We start from the raw sequence: 23,779 nt of genomic DNA, 5'->3' as shown, positions 1-23,779 counted from the left end.
CAAGTCCCTCGCCGACTACCTCACCAGGATCACCCCACCCAACAGCCAAGACGGAGAGAAATAAGCCTCATGATTTCTGGCGCATCACACTAGCGTTCCTTGCTGGCAGAGTTCGACTTCCAGCTCGCCTGCCAGATGCTGGCGGGCGAACTCCTTGTTCTCGCCAACATAGGAGGCCGTGACCCGGCTGATCCGGCCGGACGCCAGGAGGATGCCCAGCCCCCAGTCGTCGACCCCGCAGTTGTTGGACACCACCTTAAGGTCCTTGATATTCCGTGCGTGGAGGGCCTCGATGAGAACGCTGGGAATGCCGCATAGTCCGAATCCGCCGACGGCCAGGGATGCGCCGGAGGGGATATCCGCGGCAGCTGAGGGGATTACCTGGTCCATACCCTCATCCCTCCCTCGCCGGGACGATCCGGCCCCGCACCTCGCCCAGTCCGATGCGGTTGCCGTTTGTCCCGGGCGCAGTGGCGGAGATGACGACCTCGTCGCCGTCTTCCAGAAACGTACGGCTCGAACCGTCGGGAAGCTTCAATGGTTCTGTTCCTCCCCAGGACAGCTCAATTAGAGACCCAAGCTGGCCGGGTTCTGGGCCGCTGATAGTGCCGGATGCGAAGAAGTCGCCAGTCCGCAGTGAAGCACCGTTGGCTGTCATGTGGGCAAGCATTTGCGCAGGCGTCCAGTACATTTCGGAGTAGGGAGGCCTGGCGATCAGATGACCGTTGAGGCGAACCTCGAAGTCGATGTCGAACCCCCATGGCTCGAGTTCGGTGTCGTCGAGGTAGGGCAGCAGGGTGTGCGTGCGCTCGGGCGGTCGGACCCGGGCCTTGGCAAGGGCCTCAAGGGGGACTACCCACGGGGAGATGGATGTGCCGAAAGACTTGCCAAGAAAAGGGCCGAGCGGAACGTACTCCCACGCTTGGATGTCCCGCGCGGACCAGTCGTTGACCAGACTGACGCCGAAGATGTGCCGGCCGGCCGTCGTGAGCGGAACTGGTCGTCCAAGCTCGGATGGGGTGCCGACGACGAATCCGAGTTCAGTCTCGATGTCCAGCCGACTAGTTGGACCAGCCGTGATGGTGCCGTCGGGTAGGCGGCGTTGGCCGGTGGGCCGCACGATGTTGGTTCCCGAAGGGACGAGGGTGCCCGCCCTGCCGTGGTAGCCGATCGGCAGGTGCTTCCAGTTGGGGGTCAGGGGTTCCTGGCCGGGCCGGAAGATGCGTCCGCAGTTCGTCGCGTGGTATTCGGAGGCGAAGAAGTCGACGTAGTCAGCGGGTGTAAAGGGCAGGTGTAGCGTCACCGCGTCGATTGGGTGCAGGTTTGGTTCGACCTGGGCTCGCGCGTCTGGATCAGTGAGCCATGCCGTGATCGTTGATCGGACAGTGCTCCAGGCGTCTGGGCTGGCGGACAGCAGCCCGTCGAGCCCTGCGTCGACGGTCGGGAGAAGCTCCGGGGTGAGGTCTTGCGCGGTCGTGGCGACGTCGAGTACTTGGTCGCCGATCCGGACGCCGAGGCGGGGTGTACGTCCTGCTGCGGAGGTGAAGGTGGAATACGGCAGGGTGGCGAGGCCGTACGGGTGGTCGGGGGCCAGGTTTAGCCAGGCCGCGCTCGTAGCGTTGCTCATGTGTTCACTCTCTTCAGCAGTCCGAGGGCGCGAGTTCGGTAAGGGGTTCGTCGCTGCTTGCATGTCTTGTGGGCCGGCAATGTCGGCGCACTTGGGTAGACGGAGCGCCAGGTTTTGTCGGCTGGTACCGCCGGGCTTGGCGAAGATTGGCAGCAGGTCGCCATCCTCGTCGGGGCCGATGCGAAGTGCGATTCTGCAGTTCCTTGACGGCGTGCACCCCGCCATTCATCTTCGGCAGTTCCGGCTCTTCCTGGTCAACATCCGGGTTCCACGAGACCTGCACACTCTTCTCGAGGAGGCCATTGATCGTCCGCACGGCGTCGTGGGTCGCTAGAGCCAGGTGTTCAGCGCCCAATCCACGGTAGACCTCAAGGCGCTCGTCGATGCGAGACGTGCCACGGGCGATCGGTGGCTTGTGAAGCGGAGATGTGACGCGATGGGTACCGGTGGTGATTGCCGTTGACATGAAGGTCGCAATCAGAATGGGCTCAGCTGATGCGGACCAACTCGAAGCTTGACGGTCATGTCCTGGTCGCTGCACTCCGACCATCCGCCAGTGGTGTCGATCGCGAAGGACTTGACCGCCAGGGCGGGCGAATTGCTCACGACAGGCTGCGAGCTGGCGTTCCAACGGCCCCGCATCGCCCGCCGCGATGCGAGTCGCTGGTCTGACACATGTCACTGGCGGACACCCAGGTTGGTGGCCAGTGCAGCCAGTCCGCCGTCGACGGAAAGGACGGTGCCGGTGATCCACCGGGCGGCCGGCGAGGCGAGGAAGGCTGCCGCGCCTGCGACATCCCAGGCAGTGCCTTCCCTGTCGAGCATGCCAGCGCGTCGACGGGTCTCGCGCTGCTGCGCAGTCAATCCGCGGCGAGTCACCATCGGGGTATAGACCAGGCCAGGAGCCAGCGCGTTCACCGTGATCCCATTTGGACCATGGTGGGTGGCCATTGCCCGAGTAAGCCCGAGCACGGCAGCCTTGCTCGTCGGGTATGAGAGGGCATGATGTCCGCCCCTTAGTCCCGCGACCGACGACATGTTGATGATAGAGCCGTGCCCCGCTTGGCTCATCGAGGGCAGCGCAGCACGAGACATCGTGACCATGGACAGGACATTGGTCGTCATAGCAGCGGTCCACTTCGCCAGATCCAACTCATCTGCCGAACCTGCCGGACCCGGGATCCCAACGTTGTTGACCAAGGTGGTCACTGTTCCGAACGCCTTTAGAGCGTCCTGAACGGCGCGCTCACAGTCACCGGCATCGGTCACATCGGCCAGAGTCTGCCGGACATGCGCACGCACGTGTTCGTCGCTTGTCTCACGGGCAATGAACCGGACCGTGCGTTCCGCCGCATCATGGTCTCGATCTACGATCACAACGTCGGCACCGGCGAGAGAAAAGTAGATCGCGATCGCGGCTCCTATGCCAAGGAGGTCCGTGTCCGGCGGTGAGCCGGCACCGGTGACGATTGCGACCTCACCCGTCAGAGCGACTGCCGGGCTCGCGAGGGAAAGGGGGGATGCAGACATAGCGTTTCTCTCCTCTGAAGAAGTCGCTGCATTTGATGTGGTAGCGGTCACGAGAGATCTTGAGGTGCTACGGACGCACGCGGGAAGCGCTCGTGTATGCGTTGGTAGTGGCGGTGAGGGAGGCGCCAGCTCCTGGTCCCGCGCTTTTGGCGACGATGCTGTCGACCAGCCAGTCGCCTACCTGACGAGACTCGCGATGGCTTTCCGATGCCCGATGCGTCGCTGCCGGCCGCGGCATGAGGGCTTTAGGCGGGCGCGTCGCGTTGGACCGGACGTTGGCGTAGCGCGCTTCCCGTTCCAGACGTCGCTTTTGGCGACGCACTCCGTCCAGACCGCCACCTACGCGGTACCGAGGCATTCTCGACCGGTCGTGGCTACCTATCCCTAACATTTCGTCTCCCATCCAGATCGGCACACCGCTCGGCGAACCCCTCCGCCAGGCAGTGCGGGGGAGCCAGGAGGCAGGGCAGCCCCCCATGCGGAGCAACCGTGAGAGGGGGCGAGCGCAGTCCTAGCTAGTGAGTGTGCCGCCTTCTAGGCGTGTGGCAGGTCAGGGAAGGCCTCGGCGACACCGTCATGTGTGATCACTCCGGCGCGAGTGTTGACACCTAGCGTGAGCGCGGGGTCCTGTGCGATGGCCCGCTCCGGACCGATGCTGGCGAGGCGGCGCAGGTACGGGAAGGTCGCGTTGGTCAGCGCGCGGGTCGAGGTCTGCGGAACTCCGCCGGGCATGTTGGCGACGCAGTAATGGCGCACGCCGTCGACCTCGTAGATCGGATCGGCATAGGTGGTAGGCCGCGACGTCTCGAATGCGCCGCCCTGATCGATGGCCACGTCGATGAGGAGGGCGTCGGCGGGCAGCAGCGCGAGCTGGTCGCGGCGGACGACCTTGGGGGCGGCCTTGCCGGGGACAAGCACGGCGCCGATGACGACGTCAGCGGCGCTTAGCTCGCGCACGACGGTAGCGGGGTCGCTCATGACAACCCGGGCACGGCCGCCGAAGAGGATGTCGAGCTCGCGGATGCGGGTAGCCGAGGTGTCCAGGACGGTGACCTCGGCCTGCATGCCGAGCGCGAGCAGCGCGGCCTGGGTGCCGACCACGCCGCCGCCGATGACCACGACGCGGCAGGGGGCGACGCCGGGAGAGCCGCCCAGCAGGCGCCCGGGGCCGCCCTCCGCGGCGGTGAGGTAGGTGGCCGCGGCGTGGGCTGCGAGGCGACCGGCGATCTCGCTCATCGGGGTGAGCAGCGGCAGTCCGGTGTTGTTCTGCACGGTCTCGTAGGCGATACCAAGTGTCTTGGCCTTCAGCAGGGCCTCGGTGAGAGGGCGGTCCGCGGCCAGGTGCAGGTAGGTGAACAGGGTGAGGTCGTCGCGCAGGTACGGGTACTCCTGGGCGATGGGCTCTTTGACCTTGACCAGCAGTTCGGCGTTCGCCCACGCCTCGGCCTGGTCCACGAGCTTGGCGCCGGCCTGCTCGTACTCTTCGTCGGTGAAGCCGGCGACGGTGCCGGCGTCGTGCTCGACGAAGACATTGTGGCCGTCCTGGACCAGCACGGCGACGCCAGCGGGGGTGATGCCGACCCGGGCTTCCTTGGTCTTGATTTCCTTGACGGTCGATATGCGCATGGAGGTTGTCCCCTTTAAGTGGCGGTGGTGGGTCAGTTGGTGCCGCGGCGGGCGATGTTGTAGAAGCGGACTTCCTGGTACTCCTCGAGCCCTTCGGCGCTGCCCTCGCGGCCAAGACCCGACTGCTTGACGCCGCCGAAGGGCGCAGCGGCGTTGGAGGGGACGCCCTGGTTGATCCCGACCAGGCCGGTCTCGAGGGCGTCGGCGACGTTGAGGGCGCGGTCGATGTTCTCGGTGAACACGTAGCCGGCGAGCCCGAACTCGGTAGCGTTGGCCCGTTCTAGTACTTCGGTCTGTGTGCTGAAGCGCTGGATGGCTGCGATGGGACCGAAGATCTCGCTGCCGGCAATCTCAGCGGTGGCCGGAACCTGGTCGAGTACGGTCGCCTGAAAGAAGTGACCGGGACCTGCGATGGCCTGGCCGCCGGTGCGCACGGTGGCGCCGAGAGAGACAGCGTCGTCGACAAGGCGTTGCATGCTGGCCACGGCGCGGTCGTCGATGAGTGGGCCGAGGGCGACGTTGTCGGCGAGGCCGTCGCCCGTGACGGCCGCTGCCAATTTCTCGGTGAGTCCTTCGACGAAGGCGTCGGCGATACCGTCCTGGACGTAGATGCGGTTGGCGGCAATGCACGACTGCCCGCCGTTACGCATCTTCGCGGCGTAGGCGCCGTTCACGGCCCGCTCGAGGTCGGCGTCATCGAACACGATCAGAGGCGCGTTCCCGCCGAGCTCCATAGACGAGCGCAGCACATTCTCCGCAGCGAGGCGCAGCAGCACCTTTCCGACACCGGTGGAGCCAGTGAACGACACCTTGCGCACGCGAGGATCGGTCAGGACCGCCTGGCTGAAGGCGGAGGCGTTGGTGGTGCTGACGACCTGGATGAGATCGTCCGGCACACCGGCTTCCCGTGCCAGGTTGACCGCATAGTAGGTGGTCAGCGGGGTGAGCGTAGCGGGCTTGATCACCACCGGGCATCCGGCGGCCAGGGCGGGGGCGATCTTGCGGGTCGCCATCGCCAGCGGAAAGTTCCACGGCGTGATCAGCACCGCAAGACCCACGGGAGCCCGCCGGGTGAGCAGCGTTGCGCCGCCGGCGGGCACGTCGCGGACGTTGCCGCCGGGGCGGACGGCTTCCTCGGCGTACCAGCGCACGAAGTCGCTGCCGTAGGCGACCTCAGCCCGTGCTTCGGCCAGCGGCTTGCCCATCTCGAGGGTGATGAGCAGGGCGATGTCCTCGGCGTGCTCTACGAGCAGGTCGTACCAGTTCTTGAGGATGTCGGCGCGCTGGCGGGGGGTGCGGGCGGCCCAGTCGCGGCTGGCGGCGTCAGCCAGGACCACAGCCTGCAGGGCATCAGCCGGGTCGGCGTCGGGCAGGGCGGCGACGACGTCGCCGGTGGCGGGGTTGAGCACGTCGAACTGGCGGGGTCCGCTGGGCAGTTGCAGGTTGCGCACGACAGCGTCGGCGGCGGCCCCGCGCTCGGGGTTGGCCGCGGCGAGCGGGGTGTGAGACTTAGCGGTGAGGTCCGTGGTCACTTGGCTTCCTCCTCGGCCAGGACGTGGTCGATGGCGTCGACGAACTGGGTGAGCTCGTCGTCGGTGGTGATGAAGGGCGGGCTGATCTGGAGGGTGTTGCCGCGCAGCGGGCGGGAGATGAAGCCGAGTTCGATGAGGGCGTCGGCGGCGTCCTCGGCCTTGATGGTGTCGGTGAGGGTGACGCCGCCGAGGAAGCCCTTGACCCGGACGTCGATAACGGAGGGTCGGCGGGTGGCGAGCTGCTTGAGCTGGCTGTCCAGCAGCTCCTCCAGCTCGGCGACGCGGGGCAGGAGGTTGTCGTTCTGAAGGACGTCGAGGTTGGCCATGGCCACGGCGCAGGCGGTGGCGTGGCCGGCGTAGGTCGCGCCGTGCCGGAAGATCGGGGTCGCGGCGTCGTCGACGTAGAACGGCTGCCAAATCCTGGGCGAGACCAGAACGCCGCCGAGGGGCGCGTAGCCGGAGGTGACACCCTTGGCGAAGGTGATCAGGTCAGGCTCGAGCCCGAACCGTTCCGTGGCGAACATGGTGCCCGTGCGGCCGAAGCCGGTGATGACCTCATCGACGATGAACAGGATGTCGTGCTCGCGGCACAACTGCTGGATCGTTTCCAGGTAACCCGGCGCGGGCGGGTTGACCCCACCAGTGCCCTGGATCGGCTCGGTGACAATGGCCGCAATGTTCTCCGCGCCCACCTCGGCGATGGTGCGCGCGATGGCGTCGGCGTCATGCAGGGGGAAGCGGGCAGTCTCGGGCACGAGCGAATCGGTGCCATAGCCCTCGCGGTTGAAGTCGAGGCCGGCGATGCTGGTGCCGTAGGCGTGCAGGCCGTGATAGGCGTGCTCGCGGCTGAGGATGAAGGTCTTGGTGGCACGGCCTTCACGCTGCCAGTGGCGACGGGCGAGCTTACAGGCAACGTCGATGGCATCGGAGCCACCGGAGTTGAGAATCACCTTGGGATCCTCGATGGGCGACAGGCCTGCGAGACGCTCGGCCAGGGTGAGGGCCTGGTCGTTGGCGAACCTGGCGAAGATGTGGTGCGTCTCCAGCTTGAGCATCTGGGCGTGCGCGGCCCCGGCCAGCGCGGGATGGGAATGCCCGATGTTGGCGTGCCACAGACCCGCGGTGCCGTCGAACAGGCGGCGGCCGTCGGAGGTGTGAAGGTAGGAGCCCTCGCCCCGCTCGATAACGATCTGCCGTCCCAGGACGGAGGGCATGTGGGCCTGGGCGGACCACAGGGCGGGACCGTCAAGGACAGTGGGGTTGGCAGACATGGCTGCGTCCTTTCGTAGCGTGCGGGTCAGCGGGCGGTGTAGCCGCCGTCGATCGGAATGCAGGCGCCCGTGATGTAGGCCGCCTCCTCCGAAGCGAGGAAACTGACCGCAGCGGCGACGTCAGCGGGCGCTGCCAGGCGCCCGAGGGGGATGTCGGCGACAACGTCGCGTGCGGTCTGCTCGGGATCGGACTGATCGTTGACCCAGGCGTCATACAGAGGGGTGCGCGTCATCCCGGGTGCCACGGCGTTTACGCGGATGTTGCGGTCGGCGAGCTCGACAGCGGCGGCGGTGGTGAGCGCGTTGATCGCGCCCTTGGTGGCGCTGTAGATGCTCATGGTGGGAACGCCGATGGAGGCCAGGCGGGAGCTGATGTTGATGATGGCACCGCCCTGGTCCATGCGCTTGGCACCCTCCTGCAGTACGGCGATCGCGGCGAGGGTGTTGACCTCGAAGACCTGCCGGATGTCCTTGAGGGGGACCTCCAGCAGGTCACCGGTGTGGTCCTGGGCGGCATTGTTGACGACCACGTCAAGCCGCCCAAAGGCCTCCACGGCCGCGTCGGCCAGGGCAGCAGGCGCTCCCTCGGCGGTCAGATCGAGGGCGACGAAAGTGGCGTGGGCGCCGAGTTCCGCACTCACCTTCTGGCCGCGGTCTTCGTCACGGCCGGTGATGACGACATTGAAGCCGTCGGCGTGCAGGCGGCGGGCGATGTCATGGCCGATACCGGAGGTGGAGCCGGTGACGATGGCGGTGCGGCGGGTCATCGGTTGGCTCCCATCGTGTCAACGGCGCGCTTGAGCCGGGCCACGCCCTCGTCAATTCGGTCGGGGGTTGTGGTGGCGAAGCACAGGCGGAGTGCGTCGTGGAAGTTGTCGGCGGTGGAGAAAGCGGGGCCAGGGATGTAGGCGACGCCTTCAGCCAGGGCGATCTCGAACAGGTCCTGCGTGTCGACCTGCTGGTCAGCAAAGGTGACCCACAGGAAGAACCCGCCGTCGGGATCGGTGACACGGACCGCGTCGCCGAAATGCCGCTGCAGGGCAGCGCGCATGGCATCCTTGCGCTCGCGGTAGATGCTCCGCACGCGGTCGAGGTGAGGCTGCAGGTGGTCGCCGGCAAGAAAGTCGGTGACGGTCCGCTGGGCGGGAACACTCGTGCAGGTGTCCATGGCCTGCTTGGCATTGATCAGCAAAGACTGCAGGCCGGGATCGGCATCGACCCAACCGATCCGCAGACCGGGCGCAAGAATCTTGGAGAAAGTCCGCACCGAGAAGACCAGCCGATTCCCCGGATCGAGCTCGCTCAGCGAGGGGATCGAGCTGTTCTCGAAGCGCAGCAGGCCGTACGGGTCATCATCGATGATGACCGAACCCCACTCGGTGGCGAGGTCGAGGAGCAGCTCCCGGCGCCGCTGCGAGAGAGTGACGCCGGAGGGGTTCTGGAAATTCGGGATCGTATAGATGGCCTTGGGAGTCCGGCCGGCCCGTGCGACGAGGTCGGGCAGCGCCTCCACGACGAGGCCGTCGGCGTCCAGGGGAGCCTCGAGCAGATTGGCGCCGTAGGACAGGGCGGTGGCATTGCCGTTGGTGTAGGTGGGGCCTTCAACGATGACAAGGTCACCAGGGTCGATGAAGAGCTTGCAAGCCAGATCGAGTCCTTGCATTCCGCCGGTGGTGACCGTGATCCGGTCGGCGCTGGTGATGATGCCGTGCTCGGCCTGGACCTTGAGGACCTGCTCAACCAGGTCGGGCTCGCCTTCGCTGGACCCGTAGCTGTACTTGCCGGGCACGGAGTGCGCCGAGTAGCGGTCGAGGAGTTGCACGGGCATGAGATCGTCGCTGGGGGCGCCCATAGCGAAGCGCACAATGTCGTGTGTCTGGCGGGCGAGCAGGGACGTCGAGGAGTCGATGATCGACCCGATGAGGTCAGATGCCCGGTGGGCAAGCGGGAGCTGGCCGTCGGCCATGTTGTCCTCCATCCTCGAGCCGTCGAGATTTGGTAAGCACGACGACACATCAAAAAGCGACAATTAATGACCGTAAACGGTCAGTTGGAATGACATATCGAGTTCGAGAGTCCAACCCGCGAAGCATGCGCCGAGATATCCGGCGGCCAGGACGGTGGCGAATCTCGGACGGCGTCGGCTCTGGGCTATGAACGTTGCCGTGCCTGCGTTACTCGCTGACGGCGGCACGGTCGACACCGACACGATGAACCTCACGGGAGCGAGGGGAGTAGGTCGCCGGCCATCTCCGTCCGCACACCATTCAGCTGATCCCGACACTCCGACGTCTCAAACGCCTGCACGCCCGCCTCCCACATCGCTGCCCAATGTGACACCATCCTGACCACACCTGACTGCTCCCGCGACCCACAATCTGTCCGGCATCAGATGCCGGTCGTCATCACAGTTTGTTCAGTCGTACTCGCTTCCGGTGGTCTCCATGAGCTCGCCAGATGCAGCGGAGTCCTCGCCGGGCCGTTCCATTGCGGCGACCCCGTGAACGTGTCGTGGACGAGTGCCACGGCAGTCGATCGGTGACGCCCGTGGGTGCCAAGATGGCAGTCACACTCTGAGATCAGAAGGCCTTTGCCTCAGGCGTCTCGAAGTCCTGGAAACCGAGTCATGGCATGGCGCTCTCCGCCGTCACCTACGTACGTCTGACGACGTTCCGTCAAACGAATCGCCGTTTCCTGACGTTCAGCGCCTTGTCTCGGTCTGGTGCTGGCCGTCCTCATTACCGCTGCGAACGTGCACGACACCGCCGGCGGCAAGCGGCTGCTCGACGACCTGGCCGCAGCCCATGCCAGCGTGTCCAAGGCTCTGGGCCGACGGCGGATTCCAGAACAGCATCATCAACCATGGCGCCGGCCTCGGCATCGATGTGGAGGTGGTGCAACGGCCGCGGACGAAGGGGTTCGAGCCACTCCGAAACGATGGGCCTTCTTTGCAGCCTGGGTGCGGTCCCAGACCACGTCTTGCTGAATGCGGGCCAAAATGGCGATGACCTGGGCGACTTCGCTGTCAGCGGGCATTGTCCGGTGTGCCGCGGCGTCAGTGCGCAAGATGTTGGCGAGGAGCCCCGCATCGAGGTGGTCTGGCTTCTTGCGTGCGATGGTGTGGCGTTCTCGGTATCGGAACGCAGCCATCGGATTGGTCACAGAGAAAGGGCGGCCGGTGGCTCGCAGACAGGCTACCAGCAGCCCGCGGGTGGTTCGATGGCTACTGGTATACGGGTTGCTGGGGTGTCCCCAAGTTCGGACAGGAGGTGCAACAGTTGTTGGAGGCCGGTGGCATTGTCACTGGACCTGCAGTGCACCCCGATCACAGCACGACGGCCAGGACCGTCAGGTCCCGGCCGTCCGCCGATAGCGGGTATCCCACAGCGCAGGTTGCCGAACGAGGAAAGCGTTAACAGCGGCTAACACAATGAGGTGTGTCCGTGCTGATGGCCGTGTCAACTTGGCGAGTTGGGCGCTGTCGGATGTGTGGGGGCGAGGCTGACGATGTCGGCCACGATGGAGACCAGGACAGATCCGCGGTCAACTCGTGCTTGACAGCTGCAGCGGCGGACCGTTATCCGCGTGCCTTCGGTGGGCGCTGGTCGTAGCTCGTCACTGCACAGCCGCGGGGCTCGGCGTGTCAACCGCTCCTGATGCCCCGTTGGTTGACTCGGTGAAGAGCAGTGCGCGAGCGGGCGCGTAGGAGACTTCGACGTCACTTCCCTCCGGCAGGACGTCGTTTGTACTGGAGTTGACCGCGTGCAGACATTGCCCGCTGGGCAGGACGAGGCCGTAGCGGACCCAACTGCCGCCGAAGATTGTCGACTCGATACGGGCCGGGAATGACGCCAGGCCAGCTTGGCCAATGGCACCGACGCGCAGCTCCTCCGGGCGCAGTCCGACCGTTGCTGCCGCGCCTCGCGCCGGAGCGGCACTTCCTTCGACCAGCAGCCGCATCCCGTCGGCATCGACCGTGGCCGAAAGGCCGTCGCTATCGGCGACGGTGCCTGCCACGACATTGAGGTCTCCGAGGAATCTGGCAACGAAGAGGTCAGCCGGTCGACGATAGATCCGCTCGGGGGTATCGATCTGCAGGATCTGCCCGTCACGCATCACAGCAATCCGGTTGGACAGAACGAAGGCTTCCTCCTGGTCGTGCGTAACGTAGACCGTGGTGATTCCGATCTCGCGCTGTACCCGGCGTAGGTCGAGGCCGAGTTGTTGGCGTAGCTGCCGGTCCAGCGCGCCAAGCGGCTCATCTAGCAGCAATACCCGCGGGTGGAAAGTGATGGCACGCGCCAGCGCAGCGCGCTGCTGCTGACCACCGCTCAGTTCGCTGGGGTAGCGGTGCGCGAGTCCGCTGAGCCCGACCAACTCAAGCGCCTCGCCAACCCGCTCTCGGACAAGGCGGCGGTTCTCCCGGCGCATCTCGAGTGGGAAGGCAACGTTGCGGTGAACCGTCATGTGCGGGAACAAGGCGTAGTTCTGGAACACGAAGCCCATGTCACGCCGTTCCGGCGGTAGGCCGGTCACCACCTGCCCGTCGACGACGACGTCGCCGCGCTCCGGCTCGATCAGACCCGCAACTGCCTGGAGGAGCGTCGACTTGCCGGAGCCACTGGAACCGAGCAGCGTCATGAATTCAGCGGGCCGGATCTCGAGGTCAACACCCTTGAGCGCTCGGAACGCGCCGTAGGAGTGCTCAATGCCGCGGGCTTGGACAGTTACTCCATTGGGCTGTTCAACCATTGCGGGTGATCCCTTCTCGGCGGCTGAGGTAGCTCCGCCATGCCCGCAGCGACAGCTGTGCACCGCGGGTGACGACGATATATGCGACAAAAGTGGCTGCGATGAGCAAGGTGCCGGCGGCGCCCATGCTCGGCAGCAACTGCTGGCGCAGGAAGAGCAGGTACTTGACCGGCAATGTGTGCTGATCGCTCGCTAGGAACAGGCTCACCACCGGCTCGTCCCACGACATCAGGAAGCTAATCAACGCTGCCGCGCCCATACTCGCACTCACTGCCGGAACAGTGATCCGCAAGAACGCTCGCACCGGGTCGGCGCCGAGGGTGCGTGCTGCGAGCTCGGTGTTGCGGGAGGCAGACACGAGCGCGGTGCTCAGAATGGTCACCGTCACGGGGAGGGTCAGCACGACGTGTCCAATGACGTAGCCGGTCAGCGTCCCGGTCACGTGCATCCGAACCTCGAAACCGAACAAAGCCGACCCGACCAACACCACCGGCACAATCAAAGGTGTGTAGAAGAAGATACGCAACATGCCCTTGAAGCGTGTCCGCCCGCGAACCAGGCCGAAGGCAGCGCACAAACCGAGTGCGGTTGAGATCAACGCAGTCAGCAGACCGATCTTCAGGCTCAGCCAGGCTGCGGTGTACCAGCTGTTGTCCGACAGGACCGAGCGGTACCACTTCAGCGAGTAGCCTGCCGGCGGGAATTGCAGGTACGACTGCGACGTGAAAGAAGACCACACGACGACGAACAGCGGAAGCAGTAGGAAGAGCACCACGAGAACCGACCACACCGCGAGGGCTATGGAGCTGCGCGTCCAGCGGAACGATCCAGTGGCGCTTACACCCTTGCCGGAACCGCCCCCGGAGGTCATTGCCATGGGCAGGCTCATGGAGCGGCTGGAGAAGGCGAACAGCACGAGGGTCATGACCAGCAGCGCGATACCTATCGCGCTAGCCACCCCCCACTCGTACATGTTGACCTTCTGCTGAAGGTAAGTGGACAACACCAGATCACTAGTGCTGCCGAGCACCGCTGGAGTGATGTAGAAACCGAGGCTGACGACAAAAACGAACAGTGTGGCGGCGACCAGCCCAGCCCGAGACAGGGGAAAGAAGACTCGGGTGAATACCCGCCACGGCTTAGCCCCAAGGGTTCGCGCCGCCGGGCCGAGGTTCGAATCGATCGCGACCATTGCGGCGTAAAGCATCACGATCATATACGGCAGCAGGTAAGCGATCATCCCGATGATCGCTCCACTGGTGGTCTGATTCAGGCCGAGCGGCGACAGTATCTGTGTGAACGCGTACAGGCGAACCAGGACCGAGCTGAAGTACGGGAGCATCACCGCGAGCAGCAGGTAGCGGCCGATCCGGCGCGGCGCGCGGCTCATGAAGTAGGCCACGGGGTACGCGACAACGACGGTGACGATGGTGGAGGCCACCGCCAGTTCGACGGTCGTCCGGAACATGGTCCAGTAGGTCGAGTCGCCGAAGGCATCGCGATAGTTGCCCAGGGTGAACGCCGACACGTCGAAGGTGGGTTGGCCGTCCTTGCTCAGGCTGCGCAGCAACAGGCCCCAGAGCGGATAGACGAAGAAGACGGCCAGGAAGCACAGCGCCGGCAACACCAGGAATCCGGGCCCAACCAGCCTGCGGCGCCCGCGCGTGACGGCGCGGGGGATGTCAATGGTCACTTCGCCAGCCATGCGTTCCACCGCCTCTGGACGGTGTCGATGTTCTTCACCCAGTAGCTGTCGTCCTGCTTCACGACGTTGTCGAGGTTCTTCCCCGTCAGGGCGAACGACCCAACGGCCGACGGTACCGGTGGAGCCGTCTTGGGGACGGCCGGCAGGTAGGCGTTCTCCTTCAGGAGGCCAGCCTGTGAGGCTGTGTCCGTGATGTACCAGCGCAGTAGGGCTTCAGCGGCCTTGGGATTCGGCGCGTTCTTCGGGATGCCGATCGGGTCCCACGACACGACCGCACCGCTCATCGCGAAGCCGAATGAGGCTGACGGGTTGTCCTTCGCGAACTTGTATGCCGAGCCGTTGGCGAACAGGCCCATAGAGCACGTGCCGTTGAGCATGTTTTGGTAGCCCTGCGCCACACTGGAAAGGGGATAGAAAGCGATGTGACTGCGGATCTTGTCAAGCTCGGAGAAGACTGTGTTCAAGTTGAGCGGGAAGACATGATCGGGAGTCTTGCCACTCTCGAGCATGGCCGCCGCGGCAGCACCGTTGCCTTGGACTGAGTCCGAAATGCAGCGCTTGCCGGGGAAGTTCTTCGTGTCGAAGATATCGGTGATCGAGGTCGGCTTCTTGTTAGGGAAGGCCTTGGCGTTGTAAAACAGCCCCTCCGCGTACTGGAAGCCGTCGAATCCGTAGGCGGTGTAGGTGCCCGGCTTCAATTTGTCCACCGGAACCACTTTCGTGTCGAGCTTCTGCAGCAGCCCCAGCGAGATCGCCTTGTGGTAGTCGCTCCCCGGACAGAACACCCACAGGTCGGAGTCCACGTTGTCCGCCTGCACCTCGCCGGCGAGCTTGGTGACGCCACAGTCGCCGCTCTGGACGGTCACAGGCGCACCCGTCTTGCTGGTGAAGCGCTTGAGGATGGTGTTTTGCAGCGTCGTGTTGAACTGTCCGCTCGTGCCAGCGGAGTAGTACCTGACTGTCTTCCCGCTGAGTCCCTCGTAGATGTTCGAGACGGTTACGTCCTTCGTCGATGTGACACCGCCACTACTGCTGCCGCAGGCGGCTAGGACAAGGGCGAGTGGGAAGGCGAGAAACGCCGAGGAGCGTCGGAGTCTGCGGCTCATTTGGATTCCTATCTGTTCGGGCCAACCCGGCCGTATGCGAACCCGGGTCGAGGGGCAGGGAACTCATGTCAGTCGGCGTGCAGGAACGGAGGCATATTGCCTTCCTCAGTTCCGACGCATCTACGTGCCGGCCCTCTTCCGGCTTTGATGGTCGGACGCCGCCGCACTCGCCTCCCACACGCTCACCCAAATGTTGGCCATCATCGTGGCCGCTCCCATCTACGCTCGCGACCAACAATCTGTCCAGCATCAAACACCACGGGCCGCACACTTTGTAGACTTGTCAACGGTCGACCGGATCTGGACCTTCGTCAGTTTCGTGAAGCTCGTGATCTTTGGCTAGTCCTCGCGGCAGGGAGCCAAGCCCCTGATCTGCCGGAAGTGCTTACCCACACCCGCTCAGGCTGTGGATCAGAACGTGGGGGATGGCAACGTTCGGGAGGCCACGGCGACAGGGAGAAAGGACGGCCGGGGCTTGCTGCTGGCGTGACCGCGGTCGGGTCGGCGGGCGAAGGTTCGGTGTGAGTCCCTTTCGAGAGCTCGGTCGTGAGAGCCGTCGACGTCCGCGTCCTCCGTCTCGAGCGGGCCGGCCGCGGTTCCGCCAAAGGGATCTCGTTCAGGCGTGGGCCAGACGCCCGTCTCGGTCCAGTCCTGAAGGTGCCGCCCGCAAGTCATCCGGCTGCAACCTATCCTCCCGGTCGGGACACCGGCCCAAGTTACGCCCTCGCACAGGCCATACACGATGCCCGCAGAGTGGCACGGTCATCCGAGGACAGCTGTCCCGGATACCGCCGACGCCGGGGCGGGCGAGGAGGAAGCAGTGGAGCAACGTGTTCCCACAGGTCATCAGACACAAGATGAGCCGACACGCACAGAAATCTGCCGTCGCCAAGGCCAACTGCCAAGACGTCAAGCCAACTCATCTGAAATGATCATTAATAGGTTGTTTTGTCCGGCTGTTTCGTCATGTTATGGGGTATTTGTTATGGCGGGTCGGGCGCGCCGAGAGATGGTGTTCTCGCCGGTGAGACGGCGGGCCATGAGGTCGGTCATGGCCAGGTGCGTCACGGTGTTGTAGCGGGCATGGAGAGCTTCGTAGTCGCGGGCCAGGCTGCGGCGGCAGCCGCCGTCGACCCAGACCTTGCGGTTGGTGGGGTGGGCGGCGGGCCTCCGTCAGCCCCCCCGGCCAGGTGTCAGGGCAGGGATGCGAGCAAGAAGATCGCGGGCAGGAAGCTGAGCATCGTGACGGATACGATCGGCCTCCTGCTCCGGCGGGCTCGCGTTCCGGCCCTCCTTCGGTCGCACCAACTCCCTGCACGACCTGCTGGCGGCTGGCGCCTGCAGCGACGCCGGTGCCTCTCGAACAGTTGCATGCGGTGATCGCGGACCGTCTGAGGGCGTCTGCGGAGCGTTGGAGTTGCTGGTGTAAGGCATAGCGATTTGCCTTGGGCCGCCTGGTCGCAGGCGTCTCTAACTCTTTCCTGGGCCGTCCATGACCGTATGCGAACCAACGAGCAGGGAATCGTCAGCGGCCCCTTGTGGGCCGCCGAGGCTTACCAGAGTGCCGCAGGCGCCGTGCGCGTTCCCTACCGCTGCAAGTGGGAGATGCCGTCCTTCGGCCAGCAGGCAGTAAACCGCTCCCAGACAACGATCCAAAGCCTCCTCGAGCAAGCCTCCGCCTCTGGTCCTCGTGACTCCTCCTCCCGCTCCGTTGCTCGAGCAGCCACAGTGCCAGTCTCGTGTCACTCTCTTCTGGCATCTGGCCAGCTCAGCCGGGGGGATGAAAGGAACTCCAGGTCGACTGGGACAGTCACGCACTGTAACGATCTTTTCGTCGCGCAAGCAACCTGTGCTGCGCCGCGATGTCAGATGCTGGACACATTGTTGGTCGCGGAGCGGAGGGGCCCGAAGAAACGATGGTGCCCTTCATCAGCGATCGTGAGGGAGAGGGACATGCAAGCGTTCGAAACGTCTGAGTACCGGGCTCGGGTGGACGGTGTGCGCGCATTGATGGCCGACGCCGGGATGGACGCGCTGCTGGTGACCTCCGAGGGAAATCTTTGTTACCTCACCGGGTATGCCGAGTACGCGTCTTATGTGCCGCAGGCCGCGCTTGTGACACTCGAGGATGACCCGTATCTCATCATGCGGAAGATGGACATCAGGAATGCGGAAGCAGACAGTTGGCTCTCGCAGGATCAGCTGGTCCCGTATGCCGAGAACTACATCGGGTCGGCTGACCGTAGCCCGTGGGAGGCCATCGGCGAGTTCGTGAAGGGCAAGGTTGGTGCGTCTGCACAGATCGGGGCCGAGCTGTCCGGTACCTCTCTGGGTGTGACCGGCTACCGGAGAACCGTCGACGCACTAGGTGTGGAAGGGCTTACTGATGGCACCGGGTTGGTGTCGAAGTGTAAGCGTGTGAAGTCCGACCGTGAGCTGTCCTATATAACTGAGGCGGCGGCGATCGTGGACCGGGCGATGCTCGCTGGCATCAACAAAATCGCCGTCGGTACGCGGCAATGCGACGTCGCCGCCACGATCACGTCGGCAGTCATCTCAGGTACCGAGACCATTCCCGGTAGCCCCCCGCGCCAGCTCCCGTGGATGCCTGTCGGTGAGGTCGCTACTGCGCCTCACCTGAAGTGGAATGATGGAGTGTACTCAGCCGGCCAGCAGACCAACTTTGAGATCGTTGCGACTCGACACCGGTACTGCTGCCCGTTGTCCAGGACTGCCTACCTCGGTTCAGCGCCGGCGCGTTTGAAGGAGATCCACAACGGTGTGCTCGACGGGTGGCTCGCCGCCGTCGACGCTATCCGGCCAGGAGTCACCTGCAGCGACGTCGCGCGGGCATTCGACGTCGCCTTCCGTCCTCACGGAATCAAGAAGGACTCCCGCATCGGCTACTCGGTGGGACTCGACTGGATCGACGGGGGTGCGAGTCTCGGGGACAATGACCACACCGAGATCGTTGCCAACATGACGTTCCACGTCATCGTGGGGATCTGGGAACGCGGCGAAGGTTACGTGTTCAGCGAAGTCGTCCGTGTCACCGACGACGGCGCGGAGTCCCTCTCCAACGTCCCGCGCGTTCTGTTCGAGGTCCCGGCATGACCGATGCGACTAGCGGCACAAGCACACAGATACCGGACGTGGGCACCGAACTGTACGAGGAGATGCGGGCCTGGCGCCGCCATCTGCATAAGCACCCCGAACTCGGCTTTCAAGAGCACGAGACGACTGTGTTCATTCGTTCGCTCCTCGATGAGTGGGAGCTGCCCTACGATGCGCCGCTGAGTACGGCGACGGTCGCCCACGTGCGAGGTGAGATCCCAGGGCCGGTGTTGGTGGTCAGAGCAGACATCGACGCGCTGCCGATCCAGGAGGAGAACCAAGTTAGCTACGCGTCCGCTCGGCCGGGTGTGATGCATGCTTGCGGCCACGACGGCCATACCGCGATCCTGCTGGGCCTGGCGAAGCTGCTGTCCCAACGCCGAGATCGGCTCCGCGGGGAAATCAGGTTGGTGTTCCAGCCCGCAGAAGAACTTGCGGACGGCGGCGCCAAGAAGCTCATCGAAGTCGGTGTACTCGACGGCGCGATGGCCGTGGTGGGCTTGCACCTCACCAGCAACCTGGATACCGGTGTTATCGGACTGACAGACGGTGCCCTCCTGGCCAGCGATGACCGGTTTGATGTCACTATTGTCGGCGCGGGTGGGCACGCCAGCTCGCCCCATCAGACGACGGATGCTCTGACGATCGCTGCGGGCTTGGTGTCGCAGTTGCAGACCTTGGTGAGCCGGCGGGTCGATCCCTTGTCGCCGGCGGTAGTGACCGTGGGCACGCTGCACGCTGGGGACGTCTACAACGCCATCCCAGGCGAGGCACGATTGAGTGGGACAATACGGACATTGTCGCCGTCCATACGCGACCTACTGGAATCCGAACTCGTCAAGCTAGCCAGCGGTCACGCCGCTGCGCACGGCGCCAAGGCCGAGGTGACATACCACCGAGGCAGTCCACCGCTGATCAACCACACTGGCGCCGTGGAGTTCGTTCGCCCCGCTGCCGAGTCTGCCGTGGGAGCGGAAAGGGTCACGTCGACGTCGCCTCGGATGGGAGCGGAGGATTTCGCCTTCTACTGCGAACACCTGCCATCCGTCTTCGCTCTCATCGGCACGCGCAACGAGACGAGTTTTCCTCTCCATCACCCCCGGTTCGACATGGACGAGAAGGCACTGGTCGTCGGGCTGCGCTACTTCCACCAAATCGTGGAACGGTGGGCCGATGCAGAAGCACCAGTCCCCGACCTTCAGCTCCATCACTGAAGCCGAAATGTCACGCCGCTGACCAGGCACAACGGAGCAAGGTGGCGGGCCACTGCCCCCGGTTGGCCTCAGCAAGGCGGCCGGGGTGTCGGCTCCGATTCCATCGGCCGCCCAACTGATCGGGCCCGCACGACCCCCCTCATAGCATCGCAGCCACTCTGTCGACCAAAGCCAGCGATCGTCACGATTTGGAGGATGGGCGACGGTTCTCATGCCATGCCCCGTACGAGGGATGAACGCCATGCTGACTCCCGGTGCCTGACGACGGGGCAAGGGTCTGAACGACACTTTCGCGAGGCTGGCAGGCGACAGGCGCGGTCGACTGACGGCCACGTGGCACGGCTAGGGGCCGCGACGGATGCGAGCCAGTGCGGTGGTTTAGGTCCCGGGGCTCCCTCTCGACGTGAGGGAGGGACGCCCTGGAACCGTCGTTTCCGACGCGGCCCCTTCCAGCGAGAGTCCCGGACACGAATGGTTCCGTGTCCGGGACTCTCGCTACCTGACGGTCTTAACTTCCACGGAGACTCGAACTACACTATCCAACCCCGACCAGCATCGGCCGCCTGCGAACCTGCAGTTCCGCCGTACATGAAATTTGCGCGCCAGTACGCCGCCAGCGGCATTCTCCACGAACAGCCCCACTGAACATCACCGCCAGGACGCCGTACCACCGCCACCAACCTAGCGAACTGCGCCTGGGTCGGCCCGGAGAACGGCTCGATCCACTTCGGATCATCCGATGAGATCGCCCCACCCATGCCCAACCGGGACAGTCAGTCTCGTAGGGGTGGGCTCGGCACGAGGCTGGAGAAGCTGCGAACGTGCACGGATGTTAGCTTCCCTTCCCGTGATGGAGCACCAGGACGAAACCAGGGCGGCCTACGACGGGGGCGTCGAGCTGTATACGTCGATGTTCGCTGGTCGGTTGGAGACGTAGCCGTTCTCGCGGAACATGATCGGCAACTTCGCCGAGCTGGTGCGCGGGACGGGGAACCCGCGAGCAGCCCACGTCGGGTGCGGGCCTGGACACGTCTGACGGCCATGCTGCACGACCTGGGACTGGACGCCTTCGGGTTCGACCTCTTCCCAGCCATGGTCGACCACGCCCGGCGGTCCCATCCGGCGCTGCGCTTTGACGAGGCGCGGATGGAGGCCCTGCCGGTCGAGACTGCGCGCTCGCCGGCGTGCTGGCCCACTACTCGATGATCCATACCCCGCCCGGGGAATTGCCCGCGCTACTCGCCGAACAGTACGTGTCCTGGCACCAGGGGGCCTGCTCCTGGTCTCGTTCTTCGCGACCGAAGGACCAGAGCCGGTCCGCTTCGACCACAAGGTGACGCCCGCCTACAGCTGGCCCGTGGACCGGTTCGCCGAGTTACTGGCCCGGGGTCCGGGCTCGTCGGGTTCGCCCGGCTGCTCGACGACCCGGCCTCCGAATGGGACTTCCTCGACGCCCACTTGCTGGCCCGCCTGCACTAGACGAGTCATTCCGAATGCTGACGGTGTGTCTGGGAACGTAGACAGGGCGTCCAAGATCGTTGTGTGACGAACAACCTGGACGCCCTGCTGACCGCACTGTACGTGAAGATCGACGACGAAATCGGAGGTACCCGATGGCTTGGCCGACCGCCGCAGCTGACGGATTCCGAGCTGGTCACCCTTGCCGTCGCGCAGGCTCTGCTCGGCTTCACCTCGGAGTCGCGCTGGCTGCGGTTCGTGGACTCCCGGCTGGGAGCGATGTTCCCGTACGTGCCAAGGCAGCCGGGCTGGAACAAGCGGCTGCGGGCAGCGTTGCCGCTGGTCAAGAGGGCGATACGGCTGCTGGCCGTCGATACGGACTTCTGGTTCGACAACCACTGGATCATCGACTCCACTCCGGTGGAGTGCGGCCGCTCGCGTCCGACGGTGAAGCGGTCGGACATGGCCGGCTGGGCCGGATACGGGTACTGCGCCTCGTACTCCCGGTTCTTCTGGGGTCTGCGCCTGTTCCTGGTGTGCACCCCGTCCGGGATGCCCATCCTGTGGGCGCTGGCGAACCCGAAGCTGGACGAGCGGGAAGTGCTGTCGGCGATGCTGGACCGCGAACCGCACCTGGTCACGGACCGGCCAAGCCTTCTGGTGATCGCGGACAAGGGCTTCGCTTCCAAGGAGTTCGAGGCCGATCTGGTCTTCCGGGGCGCGGAGTTGCTGCGTCCTTCGTTCAAGCGCGATAAGAAGCGCAAGGGTGAGAGCCTCCTGAAGTCGGTGCGGCAGCTGATCGAGTCGGTCAACGACACCCTCAAAGGCCAGCTCGACCTGGAACAGCACGGTGGCCGGACCTTCGAAGGTGTCGCCGTCCGCGTCGCCCAACGCGTCCTCGCGATGGCCGCCGCGATCTGGCACAACCACAAGACCGGCCAGCCCGTCATTCGATCCTTGACCGCTTACGATTCCTAATCTCTTTGTCAAGCGGCGTTCGTGACGGGGGTATGGGTTCGTAGCACCGTCCGTCGCGCAACAGGGCCCACAGGACGTTGACCCGGCGGCGGGCGAGGGCGAGAACGGCCTGGGTGTGCCGCTTGCCTTCGGCGCGTTTGCGGTCGTAGAAGCGGCGGGATTCGTCACAGCAGCGGATGCTGATCAGCGCGGAGGTGTAGAAGACGCGTTGGAGTCGCCGACTGTAACGTCTGGGTCGGTGCAGATTGCCGCTGATCTTGCCCGAGTCGCGCGGAGCCGGGGCAACGCCGGCGAACCCGGCGAGGCGGTCCGGGCTGTCGAAGGCCGTCATGTCGCCGCCGGTGGCGGCGAGGAACTCGGCGCCGAGCAGGGGCCCGATGCCCGGCATGCTCGCGATCACCTCGGCGTGTTTGTGCTCGCGAAACCGGGCCTCGATGAGCTTGTCGGTCTCGGCGATCTGCTCGTTGAGGCGCATCACCTCCTTGGCGAGTGTGTGCACGAGCTGGGCCGTCGGCTTCTCCCCGGTCACGCTGGTGTGCTGGCTCTCGGCGGCCGCCAGGGCCTTCTCTGCGAGTTGGGCAGCACCGCGGACCTTGCGGTTGCGCAGCCAGGTCTCCAGCCTCCGAGCCCCGGTCCTGCGGATGGCGGCTGGGGTCTGGTAGCCGGTCAGCAGGATCAGCGGGCCGGTATTCGTGAGGTCCAGAGCCCGGTCCAGGGAGGGAAAGATGCTGGTGAGGTGGTTGTGGAGCCGGTTGATCACGCGGGTGCGGTCGTCGGCGAGGTCGCGGCGATGGCCGGTGTGGACCTTGATCTCGGCGACCAGTTCGTCACCGGGCCGCAAGGGTTGCAGGTCCCGGCGGATGCGGGCCTGGTCGGCGATGATCGCGGCGTCCTTGGCGTCGGTCTTGCCTTCACCCCGGTAGCCCTCGGAGGCGCGGCTGACGGCTCGGCCGGGGATGTAGAGCGTGTGCTGTCCGTGGTTGAGCAGCAGATCGATCAGCAGGGCGGCGCCGCCGTCGGCCAGGTCGATGCCCCAGGTGACCTCATCGCCCAGGGCAAGCACGTCGTCCAGGAGCTTCAGCAACTCCGTCTCGTCGTTGGCCACTCGCCGCGACAGCAGCCGCTTGCCGGTGTCGTCGATCACCACGCAGGCCGTCCGCCGCTACCTCCGCCCGTTCAAAACCGCCACCGCCCCGCCACCCCTGCCCCGCCCGGCCCAACGGCCCCGCCGCATCGTCCGCTGGATCATGACCGAGCCCAGAAACCTGACAGCCGATGATGCCGCCGATCTCAAGGACATCCGGACCGGCTGCCCCGAACTCGACGCCGTCACCCACCACGTCCACGACTTCGCCGCCATGATGCGTGACTTGCGGGGCGATCAACTGCTCGTCCGGATGGAGCGTCCTCGCCGACGACCTCCCCGCCCTGCACTCCCTCGTCGCCGGACTGAGCCGCGACATCGACGCCGTCACCGCCGGGCTCTCCACCCTCTGGAGCTCCGGCCAGGTCGAAGGACAGGTCACAAGGGCGAAATTACTCAAAAGGGAAGGATTTGGACGAGCCAATCTCGACTTCGTCCGCAAGCGCGCACTCCTCACGCCCTGGCCCAACCGCGTCACAAGATCAGCGCCAGAGCCGCTTTCCCCACAGTCGCTGATCACGTGTTTGCCACGTGATCAGCAGAAGGCAACTTCGAACGGGGCCGTTACCAACGCGGTGATCAAGTACGCGTTCGATAACAGGCCAAGGATCCAGTGTGACGGGTTGTGTGGCGTGTCTGTGCTGGCTCCGTTTACAGGGGTGCATGAGCGACGGGCTGTCCGACGTGTGCGCGTTCGGCTCGAAGCTCCTTGGGCATGTTCC

General features: G+C 65.1%; 14 protein-coding genes and 5 pseudogenes. 4 read left to right on the top strand and 15 right to left on the bottom strand.

Translation table 11 applies throughout. The features are described from left to right. Positions 1-90 precede the first annotated feature (90 nt). The 13 genes and pseudogenes from AC07CM_RS47945 to AC07CM_RS47885 form a co-directional block, all read right to left on the bottom strand. A pseudogene (locus tag AC07CM_RS47945) lies at positions 91-390 on the bottom strand (CoA transferase subunit A); the annotation flags it as partial. A 4-nt stretch (positions 391-394) separates the two neighbouring features. Then, positions 395-1,627 (bottom strand): fumarylacetoacetase, encoded by a 1,233-nt coding sequence (gene fahA / locus AC07CM_RS47940; RefSeq protein WP_478882887.1) that lies wholly within the window; start codon positions 1,625-1,627, stop codon positions 395-397. Between the two features lie 678 nt (positions 1,628-2,305). Continuing rightward, positions 2,306-3,157, bottom strand: coding sequence for an SDR family NAD(P)-dependent oxidoreductase (locus tag AC07CM_RS47935; protein WP_478882886.1), 852 nt, complete (start codon positions 3,155-3,157; stop codon positions 2,306-2,308). Positions 3,158-3,691: 534 nt separating this feature from the next. Then, positions 3,692-4,783 (bottom strand): alanine dehydrogenase, encoded by a 1,092-nt coding sequence (gene ald / locus AC07CM_RS47930; protein WP_478882885.1) that lies wholly within the window; start codon positions 4,781-4,783, stop codon positions 3,692-3,694. 32 nt (positions 4,784-4,815) lie between these two features. After that, positions 4,816-6,315 (bottom strand): NAD-dependent succinate-semialdehyde dehydrogenase, encoded by a 1,500-nt coding sequence (locus AC07CM_RS47925; protein WP_478882884.1) that lies wholly within the window; start codon positions 6,313-6,315, stop codon positions 4,816-4,818. After that, positions 6,312-7,586 carry an aminotransferase family protein gene (locus AC07CM_RS47920; protein WP_478882883.1) on the bottom strand — a complete coding sequence of 425 codons (1,275 nt, stop codon included), beginning with the start codon at positions 7,584-7,586 and terminating at the stop codon, positions 6,312-6,314. The genes AC07CM_RS47925 and AC07CM_RS47920 overlap by 4 nt, the downstream gene beginning before the upstream one ends. A gap of 26 nt (positions 7,587-7,612) precedes the next feature. After that, positions 7,613-8,353: an SDR family NAD(P)-dependent oxidoreductase gene (locus AC07CM_RS47915; RefSeq protein ID WP_478882882.1), complete on the bottom strand. Its 741-nt coding sequence runs from the start codon at positions 8,351-8,353 to the stop codon at positions 7,613-7,615. Beyond that, entirely contained in the window at positions 8,350-9,552 is a 1,203-nt protein-coding gene (locus AC07CM_RS47910; protein ID WP_478882881.1) for an aminotransferase-like domain-containing protein, read from the bottom strand. The genes AC07CM_RS47915 and AC07CM_RS47910 overlap by 4 nt, the downstream gene beginning before the upstream one ends. A gap of 977 nt (positions 9,553-10,529) precedes the next feature. Further along, positions 10,530-10,897 (bottom strand): annotated as a pseudogene (locus tag AC07CM_RS47905) (IS110 family transposase); the annotation flags it as partial. Between the two features lie 304 nt (positions 10,898-11,201). Further along, positions 11,202-12,338, bottom strand: a complete 1,137-nt coding sequence (locus AC07CM_RS47900) for an ABC transporter ATP-binding protein (RefSeq protein ID WP_478882880.1) — start codon at positions 12,336-12,338, stop codon at positions 11,202-11,204. Then, positions 12,331-14,043 (bottom strand): ABC transporter permease subunit, encoded by a 1,713-nt coding sequence (locus AC07CM_RS47895; RefSeq protein WP_478882879.1) that lies wholly within the window; start codon positions 14,041-14,043, stop codon positions 12,331-12,333. Before AC07CM_RS47895 ends, AC07CM_RS47900 begins: the two co-directional genes overlap by 8 nt. Beyond that, entirely contained in the window at positions 14,028-15,149 is a 1,122-nt protein-coding gene (locus AC07CM_RS47890; protein ID WP_478882878.1) for an extracellular solute-binding protein, read from the bottom strand. The genes AC07CM_RS47895 and AC07CM_RS47890 overlap by 16 nt, the downstream gene beginning before the upstream one ends. A gap of 969 nt (positions 15,150-16,118) precedes the next feature. Further along, positions 16,119-16,313, bottom strand: a pseudogene (locus AC07CM_RS47885) (hypothetical protein); the annotation flags it as partial. A 789-nt stretch (positions 16,314-17,102) separates the two neighbouring features. Between AC07CM_RS47885 and AC07CM_RS47880 the strand changes: the two are divergent. Together AC07CM_RS47880 and AC07CM_RS47875 are read left to right on the top strand one after the other, a co-directional pair. Next, the gene (locus AC07CM_RS47880; RefSeq protein WP_478882877.1) at positions 17,103-18,263 is read left to right on the top strand and encodes a M24 family metallopeptidase; all 1,161 of its coding nucleotides are present in this window, start codon (positions 17,103-17,105) and stop codon (positions 18,261-18,263) included. 38 nt (positions 18,264-18,301) lie between these two features. After that, positions 18,302-19,477 carry a M20 metallopeptidase family protein gene (locus AC07CM_RS47875; protein ID WP_478882876.1) on the top strand — a complete coding sequence of 392 codons (1,176 nt, stop codon included), beginning with the start codon at positions 18,302-18,304 and terminating at the stop codon, positions 19,475-19,477. A 593-nt stretch (positions 19,478-20,070) separates the two neighbouring features. Here AC07CM_RS47875 and AC07CM_RS47870 read toward each other — a convergent pair. Beyond that, positions 20,071-20,235 (bottom strand): annotated as a pseudogene (locus tag AC07CM_RS47870) (IS5/IS1182 family transposase); the annotation flags it as partial. A gap of 89 nt (positions 20,236-20,324) precedes the next feature. Between AC07CM_RS47870 and AC07CM_RS47865 the strand changes: the two are divergent. Beyond that, positions 20,325-20,956: pseudogene (locus AC07CM_RS47865) on the top strand (class I SAM-dependent methyltransferase). A 63-nt stretch (positions 20,957-21,019) separates the two neighbouring features. Continuing rightward, complete coding sequence (locus AC07CM_RS47860) at positions 21,020-21,913, top strand: IS982 family transposase (RefSeq protein WP_478882875.1); 894 nt, start codon at positions 21,020-21,022, stop codon at positions 21,911-21,913. Here the strand turns inward: AC07CM_RS47860 and AC07CM_RS47855 are convergent. Then, positions 21,882-23,060 carry an IS110 family RNA-guided transposase gene (locus tag AC07CM_RS47855; RefSeq protein WP_478882874.1) on the bottom strand — a complete coding sequence of 393 codons (1,179 nt, stop codon included), beginning with the start codon at positions 23,058-23,060 and terminating at the stop codon, positions 21,882-21,884. The genes AC07CM_RS47860 and AC07CM_RS47855 overlap by 32 nt on opposite strands. Positions 23,061-23,779 lie beyond the last annotated feature (719 nt).

This window comes from Streptomyces sp. NPDC044061, assembly GCF_056434305.1.
Note: the sequence above shows the minus strand (reverse complement) of the source record. Positions and strands in the feature narration are given on the sequence as shown.

Coding starts and splice junctions, on each gene's coding strand:
- fahA (WP_478882887.1), bottom strand. CDS start 1,627: ATGAGCAACGCTACGAGCGCGGCCTGGCTAAACCTGGCCCCCGACCAC.
- AC07CM_RS47910 (WP_478882881.1), bottom strand. CDS start 9,552: ATGGCCGACGGCCAGCTCCCGCTTGCCCACCGGGCATCTGACCTCATC.
- AC07CM_RS47890 (WP_478882878.1), bottom strand. CDS start 15,149: ATGAGCCGCAGACTCCGACGCTCCTCGGCGTTTCTCGCCTTCCCACTC.
- AC07CM_RS47935 (WP_478882886.1), bottom strand. CDS start 3,157: ATGTCTGCATCCCCCCTTTCCCTCGCGAGCCCGGCAGTCGCTCTGACG.
- AC07CM_RS47895 (WP_478882879.1), bottom strand. CDS start 14,043: ATGGCTGGCGAAGTGACCATTGACATCCCCCGCGCCGTCACGCGCGGG.
- AC07CM_RS47900 (WP_478882880.1), bottom strand. CDS start 12,338: ATGGTTGAACAGCCCAATGGAGTAACTGTCCAAGCCCGCGGCATTGAG.
- AC07CM_RS47920 (WP_478882883.1), bottom strand. CDS start 7,586: ATGTCTGCCAACCCCACTGTCCTTGACGGTCCCGCCCTGTGGTCCGCC.
- AC07CM_RS47915 (WP_478882882.1), bottom strand. CDS start 8,353: ATGACCCGCCGCACCGCCATCGTCACCGGCTCCACCTCCGGTATCGGC.
- AC07CM_RS47880 (WP_478882877.1), top strand. CDS start 17,103: ATGCAAGCGTTCGAAACGTCTGAGTACCGGGCTCGGGTGGACGGTGTG.
- ald (WP_478882885.1), bottom strand. CDS start 4,783: ATGCGCATATCGACCGTCAAGGAAATCAAGACCAAGGAAGCCCGGGTC.